The 22,452-nt window shown below is 47.6% G+C and carries 22 protein-coding genes; 13 read left to right on the top strand and 9 right to left on the bottom strand.

All coding sequences use genetic code 11. The features are described 5' to 3' along the window. Positions 1–143: 143 nt before the first annotated feature. From ASG34_RS03205 to ASG34_RS03185, 5 genes are all read right to left on the bottom strand, one after another. A complete protein-coding gene (locus tag ASG34_RS03205) occupies positions 144–1,613 on the bottom strand; it encodes a sodium:solute symporter family protein (protein ID WP_055826358.1) in 1,470 nt (489 codons plus the stop codon). Between the two features lie 135 nt (positions 1,614–1,748). Further along, positions 1,749–3,296 (bottom strand): ubiquinone biosynthesis regulatory protein kinase UbiB, encoded by a 1,548-nt coding sequence (gene ubiB, locus ASG34_RS03200; RefSeq protein WP_055826356.1) that lies wholly within the window; start codon positions 3,294–3,296, stop codon positions 1,749–1,751. Between the two features lie 2 nt (positions 3,297–3,298). Further along, complete coding sequence (locus ASG34_RS03195) at positions 3,299–3,892, bottom strand: ubiquinone biosynthesis accessory factor UbiJ (protein ID WP_055826354.1); 594 nt, start codon at positions 3,890–3,892, stop codon at positions 3,299–3,301. 4 nt (positions 3,893–3,896) lie between these two features. Further along, a complete protein-coding gene (ubiE, locus tag ASG34_RS03190) occupies positions 3,897–4,664 on the bottom strand; it encodes a bifunctional demethylmenaquinone methyltransferase/2-methoxy-6-polyprenyl-1,4-benzoquinol methylase UbiE (RefSeq protein WP_055826352.1) in 768 nt (255 codons plus the stop codon). A 1-nt stretch (position 4,665) separates the two neighbouring features. After that, positions 4,666–5,043, bottom strand: coding sequence for a gamma-butyrobetaine hydroxylase-like domain-containing protein (locus tag ASG34_RS03185; protein WP_055826350.1), 378 nt, complete (start codon positions 5,041–5,043; stop codon positions 4,666–4,668). Between the two features lie 235 nt (positions 5,044–5,278). Between ASG34_RS03185 and ASG34_RS03180 the strand changes: the two genes are divergently transcribed. Continuing rightward, positions 5,279–7,234: a dynamin family protein gene (locus ASG34_RS03180; RefSeq protein WP_055826348.1), complete on the top strand. Its 1,956-nt coding sequence runs from the start codon at positions 5,279–5,281 to the stop codon at positions 7,232–7,234. A 69-nt stretch (positions 7,235–7,303) separates the two neighbouring features. Here the strand turns inward: ASG34_RS03180 and rpoH are convergent, their stop codons facing one another. Further along, entirely contained in the window at positions 7,304–8,158 is an 855-nt protein-coding gene (gene rpoH, locus ASG34_RS03175; RefSeq protein ID WP_200934437.1) for an RNA polymerase sigma factor RpoH, read from the bottom strand. Positions 8,159–8,690: 532 nt separating this feature from the next. Here rpoH and ASG34_RS03170 point away from each other — a divergent pair. From ASG34_RS03170 to ASG34_RS03150, 5 genes are read left to right on the top strand one after another with little or no spacing between them, the layout of a single operon-like run. Further along, positions 8,691–9,332 carry a thermostable hemolysin gene (locus tag ASG34_RS03170; protein ID WP_055826347.1) on the top strand — a complete coding sequence of 214 codons (642 nt, stop codon included), beginning with the start codon at positions 8,691–8,693 and terminating at the stop codon, positions 9,330–9,332. A gap of 4 nt (positions 9,333–9,336) precedes the next feature. Beyond that, positions 9,337–10,830, top strand: coding sequence for an AMP-binding protein (locus ASG34_RS03165; RefSeq protein WP_055826345.1), 1,494 nt, complete (start codon positions 9,337–9,339; stop codon positions 10,828–10,830). Next, a complete protein-coding gene (locus ASG34_RS03160) occupies positions 10,827–11,492 on the top strand; it encodes a TenA family transcriptional regulator (protein ID WP_055826343.1) in 666 nt (221 codons plus the stop codon). Before ASG34_RS03165 ends, ASG34_RS03160 begins: the two co-directional genes overlap by 4 nt. A 1-nt stretch (position 11,493) precedes the next feature. Continuing rightward, positions 11,494–12,285, top strand: coding sequence for an SDR family oxidoreductase (locus tag ASG34_RS03155; protein ID WP_055826342.1), 792 nt, complete (start codon positions 11,494–11,496; stop codon positions 12,283–12,285). Between the two features lie 18 nt (positions 12,286–12,303). Then, positions 12,304–12,951: a tetratricopeptide repeat protein gene (locus tag ASG34_RS03150; RefSeq protein ID WP_055826340.1), complete on the top strand. Its 648-nt coding sequence runs from the start codon at positions 12,304–12,306 to the stop codon at positions 12,949–12,951. Positions 12,952–13,089: 138 nt separating this feature from the next. Here ASG34_RS03150 and ASG34_RS13755 read toward each other — a convergent pair whose 3' ends face one another. From ASG34_RS13755 to ASG34_RS03135, 3 genes are all read right to left on the bottom strand, one after another. Next, positions 13,090–13,419: a DUF2171 domain-containing protein gene (locus ASG34_RS13755; protein WP_082504780.1), complete on the bottom strand. Its 330-nt coding sequence runs from the start codon at positions 13,417–13,419 to the stop codon at positions 13,090–13,092. A 123-nt stretch (positions 13,420–13,542) separates the two neighbouring features. Continuing rightward, positions 13,543–14,016 (bottom strand): hypothetical protein, encoded by a 474-nt coding sequence (locus ASG34_RS03140; RefSeq protein WP_055826338.1) that lies wholly within the window; start codon positions 14,014–14,016, stop codon positions 13,543–13,545. 255 nt (positions 14,017–14,271) lie between these two features. Further along, positions 14,272–14,907: a hypothetical protein gene (locus ASG34_RS03135; RefSeq protein ID WP_235559643.1), complete on the bottom strand. Its 636-nt coding sequence runs from the start codon at positions 14,905–14,907 to the stop codon at positions 14,272–14,274. Between the two features lie 162 nt (positions 14,908–15,069). Here ASG34_RS03135 and ASG34_RS03130 point away from each other — a divergent pair, with 162 nt between their 5' ends. The 7 genes from ASG34_RS03130 to urtD all read left to right on the top strand — a co-directional run bounded on the left by ASG34_RS03130 (position 15,070) and on the right by urtD (position 22,444). Beyond that, complete coding sequence (locus ASG34_RS03130) at positions 15,070–16,242, top strand: hypothetical protein (RefSeq protein WP_055826335.1); 1,173 nt, start codon at positions 15,070–15,072, stop codon at positions 16,240–16,242. A gap of 40 nt (positions 16,243–16,282) precedes the next feature. Then, positions 16,283–17,506 (top strand): formamidase, encoded by a 1,224-nt coding sequence (fmdA, locus tag ASG34_RS03125; protein WP_055826334.1) that lies wholly within the window; start codon positions 16,283–16,285, stop codon positions 17,504–17,506. 53 nt (positions 17,507–17,559) lie between these two features. Further along, positions 17,560–17,898: an FmdB family zinc ribbon protein gene (locus ASG34_RS03120; protein WP_055826332.1), complete on the top strand. Its 339-nt coding sequence runs from the start codon at positions 17,560–17,562 to the stop codon at positions 17,896–17,898. A gap of 142 nt (positions 17,899–18,040) precedes the next feature. Continuing rightward, on the top strand, positions 18,041–19,279 hold the full coding sequence (gene urtA, locus ASG34_RS03115) for an urea ABC transporter substrate-binding protein (protein WP_055826331.1): 1,239 nt from the start codon (positions 18,041–18,043) through the stop codon (positions 19,277–19,279). Between the two features lie 108 nt (positions 19,280–19,387). Next, positions 19,388–20,305 (top strand): urea ABC transporter permease subunit UrtB, encoded by a 918-nt coding sequence (urtB, locus tag ASG34_RS03110; protein WP_055826329.1) that lies wholly within the window; start codon positions 19,388–19,390, stop codon positions 20,303–20,305. A 115-nt stretch (positions 20,306–20,420) separates the two neighbouring features. Beyond that, a complete protein-coding gene (gene urtC / locus ASG34_RS03105) occupies positions 20,421–21,704 on the top strand; it encodes an urea ABC transporter permease subunit UrtC (RefSeq protein ID WP_055826327.1) in 1,284 nt (427 codons plus the stop codon). Then, the gene (urtD, locus tag ASG34_RS03100; protein ID WP_055826325.1) at positions 21,701–22,444 is read left to right on the top strand and encodes an urea ABC transporter ATP-binding protein UrtD; all 744 of its coding nucleotides are present in this window, start codon (positions 21,701–21,703) and stop codon (positions 22,442–22,444) included. The genes urtC and urtD overlap by 4 nt, the downstream gene beginning before the upstream one ends. Positions 22,445–22,452: the final 8 nt, after the last annotated feature.

Genomic DNA, 22,452 nt, shown 5'->3' with positions numbered 1-22,452 from the left:
TGCTTACAAATTGCTGAAACGCCCCGGCATTATCCTGAATGCCCGCCTGTTTTGTTTGCGGGAACAGTCGTGGCTATAAACTGCAGTTCCATAAATACCGTTCCGGATCCGATCATTTTATATCAAGCGTTACCTGCGAAGGTTTATTCTGTATGCCTGCGCGAAGCATGTTCGTGCAGATAACCATGCGGCGGTTGCGGTGAGCCGCCAAATTTTTGTGGTAGCAGTGAGCCTGCCACCATCGCTATCGCGCTGATGACCAATCCCAGTAATTGTGCCGGAATCACGCTTTCGTCACCAATCATGACTTCTACCAGTATCCAGCTGCCGATACCAAAAATAATCGCAGCGAGCGCACCCTGGCTGCTGGCACGTTTCCAGAATGCCCCAAAAAAGAGTGGCACAAATGCGCCAGCCAAGGTGATTTTATAAGCACTTTCTACCATGCCGAAAATAGAGAGCTCGGAATTCAGCGCATAAAACAGCACCATACCGGCAAAGCCGACCAGGCACAGGCGCATGACGCGCAGGAATGCATGGTCGGTCATGGTGGGGACAAATCCTTTAATGACATTTTCGGCAAAAGTGACAGAAGGCGCCAGCAAGGTCGCAGAAGAGCAACTCATGATGGCCGACAGCACTGCGCCAAAGAAAATTGCCTGGGCCAGTAACGGCGTATGCGTTAGCACCAAGGTAGGCAACACACGCTGAGAGTCCGATTCAACTAGCGCACCAAAGGTGGCAGGGTCTATCAACGTTGCCGCGTAAGCAATGAACATGGGCACGAAAGTGAAGCAGAAATAAATGCTGGCACCCAGTAAAGAACCCCATAGCGCAATATTGGCCGTTTTTGCCGAGGTGATACGCTGGAAAACATCTTGCTGTGGAATCGAGCCCAGCATCATGGTGAGCCAGCCGCCCAGGAAAGTCAGCCAGACGCTCCAGTTGGTGGATTGCGGGAAAAAATGCAGTTTTCCGGCATTGCGTGCATGCTCTATCACCGGACCCACGCCACCCGTCTGGCCGGAAACAATGCTGGCGATATAAAGCAGCCCGCCTATCACTACAATCATCTGCACAAAATCGAGGATAGCGACAGATAGCATGCCGCCTAATGTCGTGTAAGTGAGGACAATCGCGGTGCCTAGAATCATGCCGGTCTGTTCCGGAATATGGCCATCGCTGATCAGGTTGAAAATCAGTCCCAGTGCTTTGATTTGTGCCGCGACCCAGCCCATGTAGGAGACGACGATGGCAATAGTGGTGAGGATTTCTACCGTGCGGTTATAACGCATGCGATAAAAGTCGCCAAGGGTCAGGATATTGAGTTTATACAGGCGGCTGGAAAAGAAGATACCGGCAATGATCAGGCACATACTGGAGCCAAACGGGTCAGCCGCAACGCCGGTCAGGCCCTCGCGTACGAAAGTCGCGGAAACGCCAAACACAGCTTCGGCGCCAAACCAGGTGGCAAATACCGTCGCCATGACGACGGGTAGCGGTAAATGGCGGCCAGCGACCGCATAGTCCTTGGTGCTGTGAACATTTCTGGCTGCAAACAGGCCAATTGCAATGGAGACCAGCAAATACGCTATTACAAACCAGAGCAGCACTATCTCTATCCTTTTAAGGCCGTTGCAAAAGGCAGATTTTAAAACAAAACCTGTTTAAGGATAGGGTTTGTTTTGTCTGGAAAAGTAAAAAAGCCTGAAACCCAGGCTTTTTTACTTGTGCGTGCGTGTTGCAACTTAATTTGTGAATAACAAGAACAAACTGGCGAGTTGTAACAATACCAGTACGCCAATGGCGCTGATAAACCATTTCTGCCAGATCGCTTGTTTGTGTTGCGTTGCCAGCATGGCATCAATATGGCTTTGCTGTTTGGCAAACTCACTCTGGTTACGTAAATATTGCTCGAATAACCTTGGGATTTCAGCCGCGTGTGCCAGCATATAAGGTAATTCATGCTTGGCGGATTTGATTAACCTGCGCCAGCCTATCTGCTCGCTCATCCAGCGTTTGAGGAATGGTTTGGCGCTATGCCATAAGTCGATGTTGGGATCGAGTTCACGCCCCATGCCTTCAATATTGAGCAGGGTTTTTTGCAGCATGATCAGCTGCGGTTGAATGTTGACGCCAAAACGGCGTGACATCTGAAACAGGCTGAGCAGGGTACGGCCAAACGAAATATCCTTAAGCGGTTTCTCAAAAATCGGTTCACAGATGGCACGGATCGCCGTTTCCAGCGCTTCAACGTTGGTATCCGCTGGCACCCAGCCAGATTCAATATGCGCTACCGCGACATCGCGGTAATCACGGTTGAAAAATGCCAGAAAATTCCGCGCCAGGTAATATTGGTCTGTCGGGGACAAGCTGCCCATAATCCCGAAATCCAGGGCAATAAATTTTCCCTTATCCGGGCCTTCGGTCACAACCTGGATATTACCGGGGTGCATATCCGCGTGGAAGAAGCCATCACGAAACACCTGGGTGAAGAATATTTCAACACCTTCGTGTGCGAGTTGGGTAAGGTTGATTCCTGCTTCTTTTAATGTGTAGGTATCACGCACAGGTGTGCCAAACATGCGCTGCATGGTCATGACTTGTTTGCGCGAATAGTCCCAGTAAACAACGGGTACTAGCAGGCGCTTGTCACTGAAGTTGCGGCCCAGCTGTGAGCATTGCGCAGCTTCAAGCGTCAGGTCTAGTTCATGCTCTGTATGGCGGGCAAATTCATCCACCATTTCATCCGGCTTCAGGCGGCGGCCTTCATTTGACAGTTTTTTGACCCACCATGCCAGCGTGCGTAATAGCGCAATATCACGATGGATAATCGCAGCAATACCTGGGCGCAATACTTTAACTGCTACCTGTTCACCACTGTGCAGGGTGGCGAAATGCACTTGCGCGACAGAGGCGCTGGCGACCGGCACCGGGTCGAAATCGGCATAAGTACTCTGAAGTGGTGCATTAAAAGCATCCATCAGGATGGTTTCTACCATGCTGAATGCAAATGGTGGTACCCGGTCTTGCAGTTTTGTCAGTTCATCGGCCACATCAGGCGGTAACAGGTCGCGGCGGGTAGACAGCATCTGGCCGAACTTAACAAAAATCGGCCCTAGTCTTTCCAGTGCCAGCCGTAACCTGATCGCGCGCTGATGGGGTGCCTGGCGCCAGAAGAACAGCAGGTTTAGCAGGCGCGGTAATGTATTGGATTTCTCTTCGCGTACAAAAAAGATGTCCAGTCGATACCAGATAAAAATGCCGATAATATGGAAGAGGCGAAACCAGTGCATGTTTATCGGCTTTCTGTCGAGGGCGCGGCCGCCAGCAATCTGTCGACGCGCGATTGCAGACGGTCAGTATCTTCGCGCAGCTGGTCTACTGACTGGTTGAAGCGTTCAATACTGGATTTCTTGGCAATCAAGGGTTGCTCTTCCTGCCAGTATTCCACCAGCATTTCCCCGAGATTTTTGGCATTGGCTTGCAGTTGTTTGAATTTTTCCTGGCCCAGTTGCACTACCTGGTAGGCGGCGACGTCACCGACAATTTTGCTCAAGTCCTCTTCTACATCCCAACGGATAGCAGAGAATATTTTGCCGATTTCAATACCCAAAGCGACATCACCATCAATTTTAATCAGGCTGGAGGCGAGCGGGTCTTTGCGTAACAAACGCATGGCCAGGCTAGGGGGTAAATGAATCGTGGCGTCCGCCGTCGCGGAGTCGGCAGCGACGGCCAGTTCACCATTTTGCAGGATGGTAAGGGCGACCCGGGCCACCTTGAAATCCATGCAGATGGTCTGGTTGGCATATGGCTGAAGCAGGGGTGCAGTCCAGCTGTTTTGCTGCATCAGGTGTTGCAGCACAAATTGAATCAATGGTTTAAACATAGAATTAAAGTTTAATGCCTTTGTGCAAGGCAACAACGCCCGCTGTCAGGTTGTAATAATCCACTTTGGCAAAACCGGCGTCATGCATCATCTGTTTCAGTGTCTCCTGGTCCGGATGCATGCGGATGCTTTCAGCCAGGTAACGGTAACTGGGTTCATCATTGGCAATCCATTTACCAAGTTTGGGCAGCAGTTTGAAAGAATAGGTATCGTATAATTTTTCAAGTGGTTGCCATACTTTGGAGAACTCAAGTACCAGCAGGCGGCCACCCGGTTTCAGTACACGATGCATTTCACTCAGCGCATTATCTTTATGTGTCATATTGCGCAAGCCGAATGCCACGATCACACAGTTAAATGTTTCATCTGCAAATGGCAGTATTTCGGCATTGCATTGGGCAGCCGGAATATTCAACCCTGCATCTATCATGCGGTCACGGCCCACACTCAGCATGGAGGCATTAATATCGGTCAAAATTACCTGACCGGGGTTATGTGCTGCTTGGGTACCTACTTTTTTGGCAAACAGGCTGGATAAGTCACCACTGCCACCAGCAATATCCAGCACCTTGTCACCCTGGCCAACGCCGCTGACATCCACTGCAAAGCGCTTCCATAAGCGGTGCAATCCGGCCGACATCACATCATTCATGATGTTGTATTTTTGCGCCACAGAATGGAAAACCTCGCCGACTTTCTTTTGCTTGTCGTGCTCGGCGACCGTTTCAAAGCCAAAGTGGGTCGTTTTATCCTGCTCAGTGTTGTCTTGCATATTAGGTTTCCTTACGGGTGTGGCCGGCGATGGTTAGCTTGGTTATGTAGTCCTGCCACAGGCTTTCATAGTGTTGGGCCAGGTAGTACAGATAATCCCATGAATACAGGCCGGTATCATGACCATCATCAAAAATCAGTTTAATAGCATATCGGCCCACCGGTTCGATTCCGCTGATGTTCACAAGTTCTTTACCTGTTTGCAGGACTTCCTGCCCGGCACCATGACCGCGCACTTCTGCCGAAGGCGAATACACCCGCAAAAACTCGCATGAGAGCATACATTCGGTATGGTTATCGAAATGAATTTCCAGCAAGCGCGATCCCTGATGTAACTGGATCAGGGTAGGGGTTGGAGTTTCTGCTTGAAGACCGCTCATGGCATTGAAGAATGTCGTACTTTGGACCGTTATATAGCTTATGTGAATGATAGCAGATGACAACCACCTACGCATAAGTGCGTATATGTCTAATCTTATGGTTGATAATTCATTTTATTTATGAATTAATGGCTATACCTTCATGATTTATTTGAACTTTTACGAAATCATGATAGATTAATGAAAAAACAGGCAATCCTAAGTAGGTTACCGGATAACTATATAAGCAGGTCCTATGGAAAATAACAGACTGGCACAACAATTTGATTTGTATACGCGCTGGCGTGAGACGATTGCTGATGTATTGGGGGAGTATCGGCGCTGGTTGGCTGATAAGCAACTCAGCGATGTGCAACTTGAAGAACGTATTCAGCAGCAGCTTAACCGTTTGCGGGAAGATAAACTGACGGTCGCATTTGTGGCAGAGTTTTCCCGTGGCAAGTCCGAACTGATCAACGCTATTTTCTTTTCAGATTATGGTCATCGCTTATTACCTTCCGGTGCCGGCCGCACCACGATGTGTCCTACCGAACTTCGTTATGACCTGGGCAAGCCAGTCAGCCTGTCATTATTGCCGATCGAGAGCGGCGCCAATCAAATATCCATCAGTGAATACAGACGCATGCCGCAGGCATGGTCGGTGATTGAATTCGACGCCCATTCCCGCGAGAGCATGGTTGAAGCCTTTAAAGAGGTCAGCCGCACCCGTCGCGTCACGCGTGAAGAAGCGCAAGCATTAGGTTTATACCATCCTGACCATCCCGATGACTTAATGCTTATCGGCCAGGATGGCTTGATGGAAATCCCGTGCTGGCGCTATGCGGTGATTAATTTTCCGCACGCTTTGCTCAAACAAGGTTTAGTCATTCTGGATACGCCAGGGTTAAACGCGATTGGTGCCGAGCCGGAATTAACCATGAGCATGCTGCCAAATGCGCATGCAGTACTGTTTATACTGGGTGCCGATACCGGTGTCACCAAGTCCGAAATGGAAGTCTGGCGCCGTTACATCAGTGGTGCACGCTGGAAGCAAAAAGGGCGCATGGCGGTGCTCAACAAGATAGATGGCCTATGGGATCCGCTAAAAACTGACGATGAAATTCAAGCCGAACTGTCTCGCCAGTTGCAAACAACTGCCGAACTCCTGGGCCTTTCACGTGAGCAGATTTTACCCACCTCTGCTCAGAAAGGCCTGCTGGCAAAAGTGACTGGAGATCATCAGTTACTGGCAAAAAGCCGTTTGTTACAGCTGGAAAAAAATCTCTCTGATGAATTGATTCCTGCCAAGCAGGAAATTGTGCGTGAAAGCATACATAGCGAACTCGAAGATATGATGCTGCAAACGCGCAGCATTTTGGAAACGCGCTTGCAAAGTGTTATCGATCAAACCGATGAGCTAAGATGCCTGCAAGGCAAAAACGAAGATGTGATTGCGCAAATGATGCGCAAGGTGAAGCAGGATAAAGTCAATTTTGAAATTGGTTTGCAGCGTTATCAAGCGCTACGTAGCGTATTTTCGGTGCAATCCAACCAGTTGTTTCATCACCTGGGCATGCCGGCACTCAAAAACAAAGTGCGCGAAACACGCGACAATATGATGAAAGCGTCATTCACGAAAACCATGCGCCAGGCCATGGATGATTTTTTCAGTGACTTGAAGCGCCGCATGATGGAAGCGGACATTCATGTGCTCGAAATCAAAAAAATGATGGAAGCCATGTACGAAAAATTCTCGAAAGAACACGGCCTGTTGCAGAAAAGCCCACCCCCATTTTCAACTTCGCGCTACCTCAAAGCGCTTAATAAGCTTGAAACCATATATCGCGATCAGTTCAATACGACATTCAATATGATTGCGCATGAAAAATTCACCTTAACCAGCAAGTTTTTTGAAACATTGGCCAGTCATGTGATTCTTGAGTATGAAGCAGCCAACCGTGACGCTGAAAGCTGGCTGAAAGCCGTGATTGCGCCTATGGAAAGCCAGATGCGTGAGCATCATGTGCAATTGAAACGCCGCGTGGAAAGTATTAAACGTATTTACCAGGCGACTGATACATTGGAAGAGCGTATTGCAGACCTGGAGCAGGTCGAACTGACCATCAGGCAACAACTTGCCGAATTGGAGCAACTAAATGGCAAAGCCTTACATACCCTGCAACACGAAGATGTGATTGTGCAGGCGGCTTAGATTATTAGTTAGAGATAGATAATAGTTGAATAACACAAATAAAAACGGGTGCCTAAGCACCCGTTTTTATTATTTGCTTTCCAGCATGTAAGTCTTGATTTTCTGCATCGCCTTTTGCTCAATCTGGCGGATACGTTCCGCAGACACATTGAACTCAGCTGCAAGTTCGTGCAGAGTAGATACATCGCCCTCAGTCAACCAGCGCGCCTGCAACACACGGCGGCTACGCTCATCCAGCTGTTGCATGGCATTACTTAAGCCTTCAGTCTGCATATGCTCTGTTTGCAATGTCTCAAGTAAAGCTGACGGCTCAGGACCTTCATCCTGCAAGTAAGCAATCGGGCTGTACGCTTCCTCACCATCATCATCTACCTGAGCATCCAGTGGAATCTCCTGACCATTCAGGCGATATTCCATTTCAACGACTTCTTCAGGTTTTACATTCAGTTCGGTAGCGATACGATTTACATCATCCGGGCTTAATGTTTCAAAGCCTTGCTTCATGCTACGCAGATTAAAGAATAGCTTACGTTGTGCTTTAGTAGTCGCGGTTTTCACCAAGCGCCAGTTGCGCACAATGTATTCATGAATTTCAGCTTTAATCCAGTGCATGGCAAAAGACACCAGGCGCACGCCGCGCTCAGGGTCAAAGCGTTTGACTGCTTTCATCAAGCCAATGTTACCTTCCTGAATAAGGTCAGCTTGCGGTAAGCCATAGCCGCTGTAACCACGCGCAATACTGGCAACCAGGCGAAGATGCGAAACAATCAGCCCACGTGCGGACTCAAGGTCGCCGGTTTCTTTCAAGCGTTTGGCATAGCTGTATTCTTCTTCAGGCGTGAGTATTGGAAACTGCTTGATGGTTTGCAGGTATTTATCCAAGCTGTCCGCTGAGGAAACGACAGGTATAGTTAAAGCGTTAATGGTAAAGCTCCTTGTTTGATAAAGAGGTTTAAACTAATTTTAGCACTCAAAGAGTGAGAGTGCTAGCCTGATAGAAAAGTTCAGGCAAATTGTGATGATTTGCAAGTTGGCGGTTGCCATAGCATTTAATCTAAAACAGGTAATGTCCCCATTTTCATTGATACTGAGCAATTGATAATGCGGGGCATAGCGTCATTTAGAGAGTAGTTGGAAAGAAAAGTTAAATTTAAAAATATGAGCCCGGTAAAAATATCTAAATTTTCTATAGATGCAAAAACATGGTGTTCCAATTTATTTATCTAGAGTGGATATACATGCTATTAGAGAAGTTATCGGCCCTCAATCTAAGTAAGAATTAATTCGCGAGTTTAGGCGATAAATTGTCTGCAAAGTTTGCAGGGCTTTTCTTTCGCAGCTATGCATTTATTGCATGAATTATCAATTTAATTTCTTTAACTTAATGATTTTAAAGTAATTTTTTTACTGGCATGTCGATTGCTCAGTTAGGATCGTATTCTTACGGAAAGCCTATATGTTCAGCGCATCGATCCCAGTGTTTCCTCAGGCCTTTTATGCTGAAAGAGCCTATGATTTACGCGTCTTTGCAAAACCCAAAAGATATACCCTGCAAGAGATTAACGCGTTTGAAATAAATGCAACTCATTCGGATCGAATCGAGGTCGAAAACTTCATTGCAGCAGTTTTCGATTTTGCATACGGCGCGCATGTAAAAAATTTCATGCCTAAACTGATCGCTTTACGAGATCAGAATCATCAATTGATGGCGGCGTTTGGAATGCGCGATGCAAGCGATTCATCTTTATTCCTGGAACAGTATCTGGATGAACCTATTGAAAACGTTATATCGCAAAACCTGAATTGCAAAATCCAACGTTCAGATATCACTGAGATCGGCAATCTTGCTGTTGCCAATCCCAGAAACGCCGGCATCCTTATCTCACATGTAATTCAACATAGCATCAATGCAGGGGTGCAGTATTGTGTGGCGACTGCTCATCACACATTACAAAATGGATTGATTAAAGGTGGCGTCGATGTACTGCCTTTATCACCAGTGGACCCCATGCGCTTACCCCCTGGTGAACTAGCCAACTGGGGGCGTTACTACGATAACCAGCCACAAGTCGTGGTTGTTCGTCAGCCTGTGAGGTAAGAAAATGCAATACGCTACTTTTGAACAAGCTTTAGCGAAACATGCCTTACTAAGCCCTCATTCCGTTGCATTGCAGGGTAGCAGCACAGCACTTACCTATGCGCATTTGCAGCTCGGAGTTGATCAACTGAGACGCGAGTTAGCTCTGGATAGTAGTTGTCAGCCGATTGCTTTTGCAATTTCCAATCATCCGGCATGGGTTGTATTGGACATCGCTGTATTAGGTTGTGAAATTCCGTTAGTGCCTCTTCCATTTTTCTTCACTGACACGCAAATCTTCCATGCGGTTTTGGATGCCGGTGTCGGGACATTGATTACAGACCAGCCTGAACGATTCAGTGGAATTTTTGCAAGCTTAATCAAGAGAAAAATGACGTTACTGATTGCAGGTAAACGCGTCATGCAAATCGAGTTAAGTGTTCCTCCAAAGCGTTTACCAAAAGGAACTGTAAAAATTACCTATACCTCTGGCACCACCGGAACCCCGAAGGGCGTGTGCTTAAGTGTAGAAAGCATGTTGAATGTAGCTGAGTCTGTGATTCACGCAACCGGGATCACTGGTGAAGCGAATCATTTATGCGTATTGCCACTAGCTACACTTTTGGAAAATGTAGCGGGTGTTTATGCAGCCCTGCTTGCAGGCGCAAAGGTGCATTTACTCTCCAGCCAGGAAGTGGGATTAAATGGCAGTCAATTAGATGCTCAGCAATTGCATTATGCACTATCGGACACGCAAGCCAACACCGCTATTTTCATTCCAGAGCTACTCAATGCACTGGTCAGTGTGATTGAGTCCGGGGCCTTGCCTCTGCCCAATTTGCGCTTTCTTGCAGTGGGTGGTGCAGCTGTGGCGAGCCAATTGCTGTCCAGAGCCAATAAGCTTGGAGTGCCAGTCTTTCAGGGTTATGGGCTATCTGAATGTGCCTCAGTGGTTGCTTTAAATACCATGTCCGAAAATCAAGTCGGCAGTGTTGGTAAACCTTTGCAACATCTGGAAATCAAGCTGGCCGATGATGGTGAGATATTGGTGAAAGGTACGCATTTCCTAGGGTATACCGGACAAGCGGAAGTTGCTCGCCATGAGTGGTTAGCCACTGGTGACATAGGTACCGTGGATGCGCAGGGATATGTATATATCAAAGGTCGCAAAAAGAACATGTTCATCACATCGTTTGGTCGAAACGTTTCACCCGAATGGCTTGAATGCGCCTTATTGAATTCTCCGTACATTGCCCAAGCGTGTGTTTATGGAGAAGCGCAGCCATGGAATATTGCACTCATCGTATGTAAACCAGGCATATCCGAGAAATTGATTTCCGAATCAATCGCGGAAATTAATCAACAGTTGCCAGATTACGCCCGTATCAAACAGTGGGTGCCGGTCAGCCCATTTAGTAGTGCCAATCAACAGTTAACCCTGAATGGCAGACTGAAACGACAGGCAATTTATCAAGTACACCAGGCAGCGATTGATCACTTATACAAGGAATTGGCATGACCTTTTACGAACAGCTTTTGCAAGCAACAGAACCGGACAGAAAAGCACTGTTAAGTCTGCCGCTAATTACACTCGGTGCTGCAGGTGAGTTGAGTCTGGAAGCCTATGTGGCATTCCTCACCCAGGCTTACCATCATGTTAAACATACCATTCCATTACTGATGTCCACAGGCGGACGTTTAGAGGAGCGATACGAGTGGTTACGGGTGGCGACTGGTGAATATATCGAAGAAGAAATGGGTCATCAGGAGTGGGTGCTGAACGATATTGAAGCCTGCGGATTTGATAAAGAAAAAGTACGCCATGGCAAGCCAGGCCTGGCCACTGAACTGATGGTTTCATACGCATATGATATGGTTAACCGTGTCAATCCAATCGGCTTTTTTGGCATGGTATTAGTACTTGAAGGGACGAGTACAGCAGTGGCGAGCCATGCAGCAAAAGCAATTTCTCAAAGCCTGAATCTGCCAGCCAACTGCTTTAGTTATCTGGCTTCTCATGGCGCTCTTGATGTCGAGCACACGCAATTCTATGAGGAGATTGTTAACAAAATCTCTGATGAGAAAGATCAGCAGTTATTGGTGCATGCTGCCAAGGTATTTTACAAATTGTATGCCGATATCTTTCGGGATTTGGGTGAGCAGTTCATTGGGAAGGCTTGATATGGACCTCAAAGAAAAACGAATTCTCCTGACTGGTGCAACAGGCGGGTTAGGCCAAGAGCTTGCAATCGCACTTGCCAGAAGAGACGCTGAACTCACCTTGGTTGGCCGTGATGAGGCCAAATTGCTACAACTGAAAAATTCGTTATTTCAGATTGGCAAAAGTGCGCACACTATTGGGATTGATCTCAGTGAAACGGGAGCAATTTCTCACGTTTCAAAAGCTGCCAGGCGATATATGGGCGGGGTCGATATTTTAATCAATAACGCAGGTGTCATGGATTTCATTAAATTTGAACAGCAGACTCCAGAGCGCATCGAGCAAATGATAGAAACAAATGTAACCATACCGATTCAGCTTACTAACGCAATGCTTGCAGAATTCCTGCTGAGGGGTACAGGCCATTTAGTATTTGTCGGCTCAATATTTGGCTCTTTGGGTTTTCCTCATTTTGCAACCTACTGCGCCAGCAAGTTCGCTATTCATGGATTTTCTCAATCCTTACGCCGTGAGCTATTAGGTACCAATATTGGCGTCACTTATATTGCACCCAGAGGGATTAACACAGCGATGAACGATGCCAATACTGTTGCCATGTGGGAGAAGACTAACAGTGAAATGGATGAGCCGGTAGTGGTTGCCAACCGTATTGTTCGCGGCCTTGAAAAAAATCAACAAGAAGTGTTTATAGGGCAGCCACAGTCATTCTTTGCCTGGCTAAATGGCGTGTGTCCAAAATTAGTCAGCAGTGGTATTAAAAAAGATACAGCCATTGCAAGTCATTTTTTATAACTTTTAAGGAGCATTCTCATGAAACATTATCGGCTAGGTATTTCCGTTCTCTTACTCAGTTTATTTTCCGGCTTAGTCATGGCCGATGAAAAACTTGATGGAAGTATTGCCAGTTTGCAGCACGAATGGGCGAAGGCCAATTACAGTACCCCTAAAGATGCACAGGAGTCTGCGTTCAAAAGTCTGTCCGAAGAAGCGCACCTGATCACTGAGAGAAATGCTAATGCCCCGGAAGCCCTGATCTGGGAGGGCATTGCCAATGCTGGTTATGCTAAAGCGAAAGGTGGGCTTGGGGCACTTAAACTTGCCGAAAAGGCACGTGACTTGCTGCTTGCAGCCGAAAAGTCTAATCCAAATGCGCTCCAAGGATCAGCGTATACCAGTTTAGGTTCACTATATTACAAGGTACCAGGCTGGCCAATCGGATTCGGCGACAAGAAAAAAGCTAAAGCTTATCTTGAAAAGGCATTACAGATAAATCCAGCTGGCATAGATCCCAACTTTTTTTATGCGGATTTTCTGAGTGAACAAGGTGAATATAAGCAAGCCATTCCGTATTATGAAAAAGCATTGGTTGCCGCACCAAGGATTGGACGCGAAGACGCTGATGCCGGCCGCAGAGCTGAAGTTGAAGCAGGGTTGAAGTTAGCCAAGAGTAAAGTCTGACTTAAAGTGACCAGCCTAATTGTTTGTCGAATGGATAATAAAATTTCAGCGAGATATCGACGCTTAATTATCAAACAGACTCAAAGAGTTAACCTTGAGTCTGTTTAAAATAATACTCATTGAATAGCAGAGAATGCATCAATGAATTGGTGTTAGCGACCAATTTTTCATTGCTTCATCGCCAGGGCGATCAACGACAACTTCGCCATTTTCAGTACTGATTACCCAACTGGTCGGAATATAGTGATGCTGACCGTTACTATCTTTATTCAACTTGATGCAGTCAGTGCCTTCAAGGTGATCCACTGTTGCAAACTGACCACCTTGCGAACAGACGACCGGCATTTCCGGAAGAATCTGGTTTATATTCAAGTTTCTTTCCTGCGACAGTAAACTTTCATTACTTGCGTCTGGGGTAACAACGTTATCAATAATTTCTTCTACCAGATTTTTTGGGGAATTATTCATACTTCCAATCTCCTTAACATTCATCATTTATTTTTTCTTCATCGAATCAAAATCATAAATGTGAGTGCCAATAAGGTTTATCAGGAGATGGCTGATGACTTTGTAAGAATTACGGAAAAAAGCCTAGTCTTTGCCTTTGCCATGACCGCGTCCTTTACCAGGACCAGGGCCACGATCACCATGCTTGGGGCCGTGACCTTTGTGGTCATAATGGTCATGTCCGTGGTCGTCTCTACCCCTGTAATCACCATGATCATGTGCATAAGACACATAGCGTGGCGCATATACGTTTTGGTACCAGGAGTCCTGGACAAAATATACTTGTCTGCCACATGCGCCGTAGTGACCACAATAGCGTGACCATTTTTTCATCTGGCCAGGCGGGACACGCAAATACATAGGGGGTTGGACAACAGCTACAGGTGGTGGTTGGATAATCACCGGTTGCGCATAGACGACTTGTGGGGCCGGGTAGGGGTCACCTAAAACGATCTGACCATAAAATCCCGGTTGACCAATACTGACAGCGACGCCATCTGCATAGGCTAGCGCTGAAGTTGTTAAAAATACTATACCCATCGCTACATTTTTAATCATGGTATTTCCTCTCAGATAAACATGCTTATTAGATTAAGCATGAAATAAATGTATGGTGGGCATTTTAAAAATCTGTACAAAAGGAAAGTAGTCTCATAAATCTGATAGCTTCGTCAGAATGCGCTGACAGCTGGATAGGAATTTATCCTAGTGAGAGTGGCAGATAAGCAGAAAAGATGTTTATTAAAGTGATAGCTTAAAGGATGCAGGAAAATGAAGTGCAATTTTCCTGCGTGTAATTTAATAAGCGATACCTTACTTAATATTCCTGATCGCCATCCATCCCAAATCATGCATACATACTACAAAGGCGCGTTTGAACGTCTGGGTTTTGTAGTTGGGTAAATAATCTGGCCCCAGTTTCTTCTCGCAGGAGACTTGATCCTGTTTCAGCTTGTCTGGAAATGCCCCCATTTTCCACCAGGAGTTAATCGCGTATTCCACATCGGGGCCGTCATTTACTGTTGAGTGGCTGGCGGCCTTGTCTGTTTTCTCTTCAGCGGTCGTGCTGGTTGTCGTTGCAGCGGCGGTAGGTGCAGCTATCTCTGTAGGCTTGGTTAACGTCGTAGCACTATTCTGTGGTGTTTTCGCAACAGCAGGTACGACTGGTTTTTCCTTTTTATCCGGAGTGATCTCAATAAACGGACTCGGCTTGCTGATGACTTCCTGGTGGTTGTCATGGGTTTCTATGGTCGCAAACAGCGGATCCATCGCGTCAACTTTTGGTTTTTGCCAGCCTTGTTCTGCCAGGCAGGCGCTCAGTTGATCGCCGCTGCCGCGGCAGGCTTGGTGCGCCCTGTCTATATCCTGTTGCGAACCTCCGCGCTTATATGAAACCTCGCCACAACCGGTCAATAAAGCTATCAATATTAAGTAAGTTAAAAGACGCATTGCGAGTCCTGTTCTCAATTTGTTATGCGAAGTCTAGCGGGGTTTGCTATTTAGCATCCTACGCAAATTGACGTATTTGTCCTACACCTCCCTGTCGTTAATCTGGGCACAAGTTTTGATCGACTGTGATTGTTTTGAAGTTAACGAGAAAGGGAGTTTTAGATGATGAATATTAAAAAATGTGCCTTGCATACCGCTGTAGCAATGGCTTGTGGCTTGGGTGCGCAATTGGCAAATGCGGGCGCCACTATCAGTTTTGGTGAAGACAAGTATATCAGTGCCGGCTTCGGTTTTATCACCAGTTACAACTCTGTTGAAGACGCGTCTAACAACGGCCGTGACCGCTCAAACGATTTTGCGCTGGATAGTGCACGTTTGTATTTGTCAGGTTCATTCAATAAATACATCAAGGGGATGTTGAACACTGAGAAATCCGGTGGCGGTAGCGATGTAGGTAGCAATATTGAAGTGATTGACGCTAACGTGCAATTCCAATTGACTCCTGAAGTTGCAATTTGGGCAGGTCGTTTCCTGTCTCCAAGTGACCGCGCAAACATGGCCGGTCCTTACTACTCCATGGGTGGAGGCTATTGGGCAAATATCGCTTCACGTTATGGCTGGAACGGTGGTGTCATTGGCCGTGATGAAGGTGTAGCGGTTGTAACCAGTTTTCTGGAAGATCACTTGGCTGTTTCTTTCGGTGCATTTGAAGGCGATAAAACTTTCCGTTTCAGTGGTGTAGGTGCGCAAGGTGAATCACCAGCAGTGAAAGATAAGTTGATGTATGCAGGTCGTGTGCAATATAACTTCTGGGATGCTGAGCCTGGCTATTACGGTACAGGTAATTATTTTGGTGCTAAAGATATTCTTTCTATTGGTGTTGCAGGGCGCGTGAAAAAAGACGGTGCCGTGGCTACGACTGGCGCAATAGGTGATTACACATCCTATAGCGTTGACTTTTTACTTGAGAAAAAAGATGTGGGTCCTGGCACATTCTCTGCCGAAGCAGCCTACTACTACTACGATACAGACAATGTCTTTTTGGCTGAACAAGGTAAAGCTTACTCCGCTGGACTTGGCTACCTGTTCAATGATCCAGTCGGCTGGGGAAAAATCATGCCTATCGTTCGCTATCAGAAGTTTGATGCAGATGGCCTGACAACCGCTGGCAGCGTCAATACCCGTACTGGTGCAGATACCAAACGTTTCGAAGTCGGTGCCAACTATGTGATTGCTCCATACAACTCAGTGATCACCGCAACTTATGGCAAGACAGATACGCCTACTACCTCTAGCGACAATTTCTTCAAACTTGCGTTACAGATGCAATTTTAAACAAACCTTATAACCCTTTCTCACAAAGGAGATGAGTGTAATGAAAACAATAGTGAAACTGGATTTGGATAAAAAACCCTGGGAGCAGGACGGTCAGATCCATAACCGTTGGCACCCGGACCTGCCGATGATTGCCATGGTCAAGCCTGGTGACGAGTTCCGTGTCGAGTGCATGGACTGGACCGGCGGCCAGATCGGTAACAACGACAGCGCCAACGATATCCGTGATGTGGACCTGACCCAGGTGCACTACCTGAGTGGCCCTATCGGGGTTGAAGGTGCTGAACCGGGCGACCTGATGGTGGTGGATATCCTCGACGTGGGTACGTTTGAAGACCAGCAATGGGGCTTTAACGGCCTGTTTGCCAAGGAAAATGGCGGCGGTTTCCTGACTGACCATTTCCCTAAGGCAAGCAAGTCAATCTGGGATTTCCACGGCGTTTACACTACTTCCCGCCATGTACCTAAGGTGCGTTATGCCGGCATCATGCATCCTGGCTTGATTGGTTGCCTGCCATCACGTGAGTTACTGGAAACCTGGAATGAGCGTGAAGCTGCGCTGATTGCCACCGACCCTGACCGCGTACCGGCGCTGGCACTGCCACCGGAGCCACAATCTGCGGTAATGGGCCGCTTGTCAGGTGATGCTGCCAAAAAAGCGGCAGCGGAAGGTGCGCGTACCGTTCCGCCACGTGACCACGGCGGTAACTGCGACATCAAGAACCTGACCAAAGGCTCAAAAGTATATTTCCCGGTGTATGTGAAAGACGGTGGTCTCTCCATGGGTGATCTGCACTTCTCACAAGGCGATGGTGAAATTACTTTCTGCGGTGCGATTGAAATGGCCGGCTACCTGGACATCAAAGTCAGCCTGATCAAGGATGGCGTCAAGAAATACGGTATCAAGAACCCGATTTTCCAGCCTAGCCCGATCACTCCGACTTATCGTGATTATGTGATTTTTGAAGGTATCTCGGTAGATGAAGCTGGTAAACAACACTACCTGGATGTACATGTGGCTTACCGCCAGGCTTGCCTGAATGCGATCGAGTACCTGAAGAAATTCGGCTACAGCGGCGAACAGGCGGTGGCTATCCTCGGCACGGCCCCGGTAGAAGGTCATATCAGCGGCATTGTAGATATCCCGAATGCATGTGCAACGTTGTGGGTCCCGACCGAGATCTTCGAATTTGATATCCGTCCAAATGCTGATGGACCGAAGATCGAAGTCCCACCTGGAATCAATGTGGCGCCAAGTACGTAAGATTTAAGGAAACTTAGGTTTACGTTTTAAAAGTTTGCATAAGGAAAAGCGAGATGCCTCTTTACGAATATGAGTGTGACAGCTGTGGTGTGTTTACCGCGCTACGCAAGATGAGTGAATCCAGTTTGCCAGCTGATTGTGATTGCTGTGGGTCTGAAAGTCCGCGCATCCTGTCGGTGCCTAAACTGGCCATCATGGGCAAGCAACAACGGTCTGCGCATGAACGTAACGAGAAATCTGCCCACGAGCCACGCAGTGGTCGCCGCTCAAGTTGTGGTTGTACAGGCTCACATACCTGTAAAACCACCACCAAGGTGAACCCTGATAACGGCAAACCGGCGATGCAGATGCAAACCAAGAAAACGGCCAGGCCCTGGATGATCGGACACTAGTCTGATCGACCAAGTAAAGCTGATCGGACACTCGTCTGATCAGCCGACTAAAGCCCTCATCGTAATAAAGCAGTTCCTGAATACAGTATGTAGTGAGCAATGTTTAATTTTGAAGTTAACTGATTTTTAAAGGAGAGTTGTAATGAGTACCTTGAACAGAAGGGGTTTTATCAAAGGCGCGATGTTAGGTGCCATGATGGCAGCGGGTCTCGTTACCGGACACGCATTTGCTGCAGACTATCCAACAGCAAAAGTGAACACCACCGGCTTGGCCGTGACTGACACAACCGTCAAAGTCGGTATCCTGCACTCCGCAACCGGCACGATGGCGATCAGTGAAACAGGTTCTATCCAGGCTGAAAAGCTGGCGATTGAGCAGATCAACGCCATGGGCGGTATCCTGGGTCGCAAGATCGAAGTCGTGCAGGAAGACGGCGCATCTGACTGGCCGACTTTTGCTGAAAAAGCGAAGAAACTGCTGGAAAAAGATAAAGTGGCTTCTGTGATGGGCTGCTGGACATCCGCTTCACGTAAGGCTGCATTGCCAGTGTTTGAAAAAGACAACGGCTTGCTGTTCTATCCAACATTCTACGAAGGTTTAGAGCAATCTAAAAACGTGTTCTACACAGGTCAGGAAGCGACACAACAAATCCTGGCAGGTCTGGACTGGATCGCTAAAGAGAAGAAAGCTAAAACTTTCTACCTGATCGGTTCTGATTACATCTGGCCACGTACTTCCATGAAAATTGCCCGTAAACACATCGAGCAACATCTGGGCGGCAAAGTGGTAGGTGAAGAGTACATCGCTTTGGGTGATACGCAATTTGGTTCTGTGATCAACAAAATCAAACTGAAAAGACCTGACGTGATTTATGCAGCGGTTGTGGGTGGTAGTAACGTTGCCTGGTTCAAACAGTTGAACGCAGCTGGCCTGAACTCAAGCAAGCAAACCATGTTGACCATCTCAGTGACCGAGGATGAAGTATTAGGTATCGGTGGTGAGAACCTGGCTGGCTTCTACTCAGCCATGAAATACTTCCAGTCGCAAGACAACGATGCAAACAAAAAATTTGTTGAAGCCTTCAAAAAACGCTGGGGTAAAGATGCTGTGATCGGCGACGTGACGCAAGCGGCTTACCTGGGCCCATGGTTGTACAAAGCAGCGGTTGAACGTGCTGGCAGCTTCGATGTAGACAAGGTTCAAGCAGCATTGCCTGGCTACGAGTTTAAAGATGCACCAGAAGGCCCTGTGACTGTAGAAGCTAACCATCACCTGACTACCAAACTGCGTATTGGTCAGTGGGGTAAAGATGGCCAGGCGAAAGTGGTTTACACCTCTGGTTACATCAAACCTGATCCATTTCCAAAAGGCTACCAATAAACTAGTCTGGTCTTAAATGCCTGAGCGGTAGCCGGTTTTGCCGGCTACCGTTTAGCGCAAGTATTCAATCCCATTAGTGTGTGTTTTTTAAGTTTCAAGGAGACCTGTATGTTTGGTTATTCGATGGCAGATATAGGCAATATTGTGGTGATGCAGGGTTTTTCCGGCCTGAGCATGTTTACAGTGTTGCTGCTGATGGCACTTGGTCTCGCAATTATTTTCGGGCAAATGGGTGTAATTAACATGGCACATGGTGAGTTCATGACCATCGGTGCGTATACCACGGTCCTGCTTTCCAAAGTGGCCGCGACCTACGGATTCACTAATTATTACTTTATATTTGCCATAGCGATTGCCTTTTTACTGGCATTCGCCGTCGGTTATTTTATCGAATTCATTATGATCCGGCACCTCTACAAGCGACCACTGGACACCTTGCTGGCCACCTGGGGTTTGAGCCTGGTCATGCAGCAAATTTTCCGCTCGACCTTTGGCGCCAAAGAAGTCAGCGCCGAGTTGCCTGAATGGATGCTTGGGTCATTTAAACCGACACCAGATATTGATATTCCTATTAATGGCGTATTCGTGATGGTGCTGGCAGCGCTGGTGACTTTCGGTGTGTATATGTTTATGTACAAGTCCCGCTGGGGCCTGCGTGTGCGCGCTACCGTACAAAACCGCACCATGGCTGGTGCAGTAGGTATCAACACTTCCAAAGTTGACCGCGTCACATTTGCACTGGGCTGCGGCATTGCCGGAATCGCTGGTGCTGCGTTTACTACCATTGCTTCCACTGGCCCGACCACAGGTACCTTGTACATCGTCGACAGCTTTATGGTGGTGGTGTTTGGCGGCGCAGCAAGTATCGTCGGTACGATTGCCTCTGCCTTCGGTATCGCCCAGGCACAATCTATCCTGCAATTCTTTATGACCAGCTCTATGGGTAAGGTGTCTACCTTGCTCGTCATCGTCACTATCCTGATGATGAAACCAGAGGGCTTGTTTGCCTCCAAACTGCGTAAATAAAAGGGTGATGGCAACGTGTGAACAGGTTTCCCACGCGTTGCCATAAGTAAATGAACGTATTAAGTGTTTTGCCCTGCCGCAATAGAATCAACGCATCAACAGAGGAGAAATCTTGATGACATTATGGGAAAAAATGAAAGCCAGCCCTGTACTGGGTGGTAAAGAGGGAGTGATCAGCCTGGCTGTGCTGGCTGCCATCATCTTCGTTGTACTGCCACTGGGCTTAGATATCTTCCGCCTCAATTTAATCGGTAAATACCTGACTTACGCGTTTGTTGCTGTCGGCCTGGTCATGCTGTGGGGGCACGGCGGTATCCTGAGTTTAGGCCAGGGTATCTTTTTCGGCCTCGGCGGTTATGCCATGGCCATGTTCCTTAAACTGGAGGCTTCTGATCCGCTGAGTACCAAGATCCAGTCTACCCCTGGTATTCCTGACTTCATGGACTGGAACCAGCTGACTGCCTTGCCATGGTTCTGGGAGCCGTTCAAGAGTTTGCCTTTCACTATCTTTGCCGTGCTGACCATTCCGGCATTGTTCGCCTACATCATCGGTTACGCCATGTTTAAACGTCGGGTGGGCGGTGTGTATTTCTCCATCATTACGCAAGCCGTGGCGCTGATCCTGAGTATCCTGATTGTTGGACAGCAAGGTTATACCGGCGGTGTGAATGGGATGACTGATTTGCGTACCATGCTGGGCTGGGATATCCGTAGTGATTCTGCCAAATACATCCTGTACTTTGTAAATGGCCTGTTGCTGTTCGGTGCGATCTTCCTGTCCAAGTACATCATGAGCAGCAAGTTCGGTATGTTGTTGCTGGCGATGCGTGACAAAGAAGAGCGCGTACGTTTCTCCGGTTACGACGTCTCCAATTTCAAAATCTTTATCTTCTGCCTGGCTGCGATGATGTCCGCGGTGGGTGGTGCCATGTTTACCCTGCAGGTGGGCTTTATGTCACCATCCTTCGTCGGTATCGTGCCATCAATTGAAATGGTGATCTTCTGTGCAGTGGGTGGCCGTGCTTCACTGGTTGGCGCTGTCTATGGCACCTTGCTGGTGAATTATGGAAAAACCGTGTTTTCGGAAACTTATCCTGAAATGTGGCTGTTCCTGATGGGCGGGCTGTTTATCGCAGTGGTGATGTTCTTCCCAAGCGGTTTGGCTGGTATCTGGGATAAATACGCGACTAAATATGGCTGGTTCAAAGACAAGGCACCTGCAAAAAAGCTTGAGGTAAGTACTTCTAAGGTAGAAGCACAAGCAGTACTTACCGAAACAAGCATTGAAACATCCCTGGCTACAGACTCTACCGGTGTAGCCACCAAGAGATCACCGCGCAAGAAAGCAGATGCAACATCTGCAATCGAGGGTAATAAATTAAGAGGAGCAGAAGCATGAGTAACACCGACTTCGTCTTGGCAGTAGAAGATTTGACCGTCTCCTTCGATGGCTTTAAAGCAGTGGATAGCTTGACCATGTATATCGACAAAAATGAACTGCGTGTACTGGTGGGCCCTAACGGTGCCGGAAAAACCACGGTGCTTGACCTGATTTGCGGTAAAACCAAATCTACCGCCGGGTCGATCAAGTTTAACAATACCGAATTGACCAAGCTCTCTGAGCACGAAATCGTACGCTCAGGGGTAGGCCGTAAATTCCAGAATCCATCGATTTATGAAAATCTGTCTGTGTACCAGAATCTGGAAGTTTCTTACCCGAAAGGCCGTGGCGTGTTTGGCAGCCTGACTTTCAAACGTACACAGGAAGTGGAAGACCGGGTACGCAAGGTAGCAGAAGACATTATGCTGACCGAGTTCCTGGATATGGAATCAGCTTTGCTCAGCCACGGCCAGAAACAATGGCTGGAGATTGGCATGCTGCTGATGCAGGAGCCGGAGTTGCTGATGCTGGATGAACCAGTCGCTGGCATGAGTGCAAAAGAACGCGACCAGACGGCTGAGTTGCTTAACCGCATTTGCCAGAACAGGTCAGTGATTGTGATCGAGCACGACATGGAATTCGTCAAGAAAATCGCACACAAGGTCACTGTACTGCACCAAGGCAAAATCCTGGCCGAAGGGCCGATGGAAAAAGTGCAAGCTGACGAAAAAGTCATTGAAGTATATCTAGGCCATTAGAGGAGCAC

It is taken from the genome of Methylophilus sp. Leaf416, from assembly GCF_001424665.1.
Taxonomy (GTDB): Bacteria; Pseudomonadota; Gammaproteobacteria; order Burkholderiales; family Methylophilaceae; genus Methylophilus.
Note: the sequence above shows the minus strand (reverse complement) of the source record. Positions and strands in the feature narration are given on the sequence as shown.

Coding starts and splice junctions, on each gene's coding strand:
- urtA (WP_055826331.1), top strand. CDS start 18,041: ATGAGTACCTTGAACAGAAGGGGTTTTATCAAAGGCGCGATGTTAGGT.
- ASG34_RS13755 (WP_082504780.1), bottom strand. CDS start 13,419: ATGAATAATTCCCCAAAAAATCTGGTAGAAGAAATTATTGATAACGTT.
- ASG34_RS03170 (WP_055826347.1), top strand. CDS start 8,691: ATGTTCAGCGCATCGATCCCAGTGTTTCCTCAGGCCTTTTATGCTGAA.
- ASG34_RS03185 (WP_055826350.1), bottom strand. CDS start 5,043: ATGAGCGGTCTTCAAGCAGAAACTCCAACCCCTACCCTGATCCAGTTA.
- ASG34_RS03180 (WP_055826348.1), top strand. CDS start 5,279: ATGGAAAATAACAGACTGGCACAACAATTTGATTTGTATACGCGCTGG.
- ASG34_RS03135 (WP_235559643.1), bottom strand. CDS start 14,907: ATGCGTCTTTTAACTTACTTAATATTGATAGCTTTATTGACCGGTTGT.
- ASG34_RS03120 (WP_055826332.1), top strand. CDS start 17,560: ATGCCTCTTTACGAATATGAGTGTGACAGCTGTGGTGTGTTTACCGCG.
- ASG34_RS03140 (WP_055826338.1), bottom strand. CDS start 14,016: ATGATTAAAAATGTAGCGATGGGTATAGTATTTTTAACAACTTCAGCG.
- urtB (WP_055826329.1), top strand. CDS start 19,388: ATGTTTGGTTATTCGATGGCAGATATAGGCAATATTGTGGTGATGCAG.
- ASG34_RS03130 (WP_055826335.1), top strand. CDS start 15,070: ATGATGAATATTAAAAAATGTGCCTTGCATACCGCTGTAGCAATGGCT.
- ASG34_RS03150 (WP_055826340.1), top strand. CDS start 12,304: ATGAAACATTATCGGCTAGGTATTTCCGTTCTCTTACTCAGTTTATTT.
- ubiB (WP_055826356.1), bottom strand. CDS start 3,296: ATGCACTGGTTTCGCCTCTTCCATATTATCGGCATTTTTATCTGGTAT.
- ubiE (WP_055826352.1), bottom strand. CDS start 4,664: ATGCAAGACAACACTGAGCAGGATAAAACGACCCACTTTGGCTTTGAA.
- urtC (WP_055826327.1), top strand. CDS start 20,421: ATGACATTATGGGAAAAAATGAAAGCCAGCCCTGTACTGGGTGGTAAA.
- ASG34_RS03155 (WP_055826342.1), top strand. CDS start 11,494: ATGGACCTCAAAGAAAAACGAATTCTCCTGACTGGTGCAACAGGCGGG.
- fmdA (WP_055826334.1), top strand. CDS start 16,283: ATGAAAACAATAGTGAAACTGGATTTGGATAAAAAACCCTGGGAGCAG.
- urtD (WP_055826325.1), top strand. CDS start 21,701: ATGAGTAACACCGACTTCGTCTTGGCAGTAGAAGATTTGACCGTCTCC.
- ASG34_RS03165 (WP_055826345.1), top strand. CDS start 9,337: ATGCAATACGCTACTTTTGAACAAGCTTTAGCGAAACATGCCTTACTA.
- ASG34_RS03195 (WP_055826354.1), bottom strand. CDS start 3,892: ATGTTTAAACCATTGATTCAATTTGTGCTGCAACACCTGATGCAGCAA.
- ASG34_RS03160 (WP_055826343.1), top strand. CDS start 10,827: ATGACCTTTTACGAACAGCTTTTGCAAGCAACAGAACCGGACAGAAAA.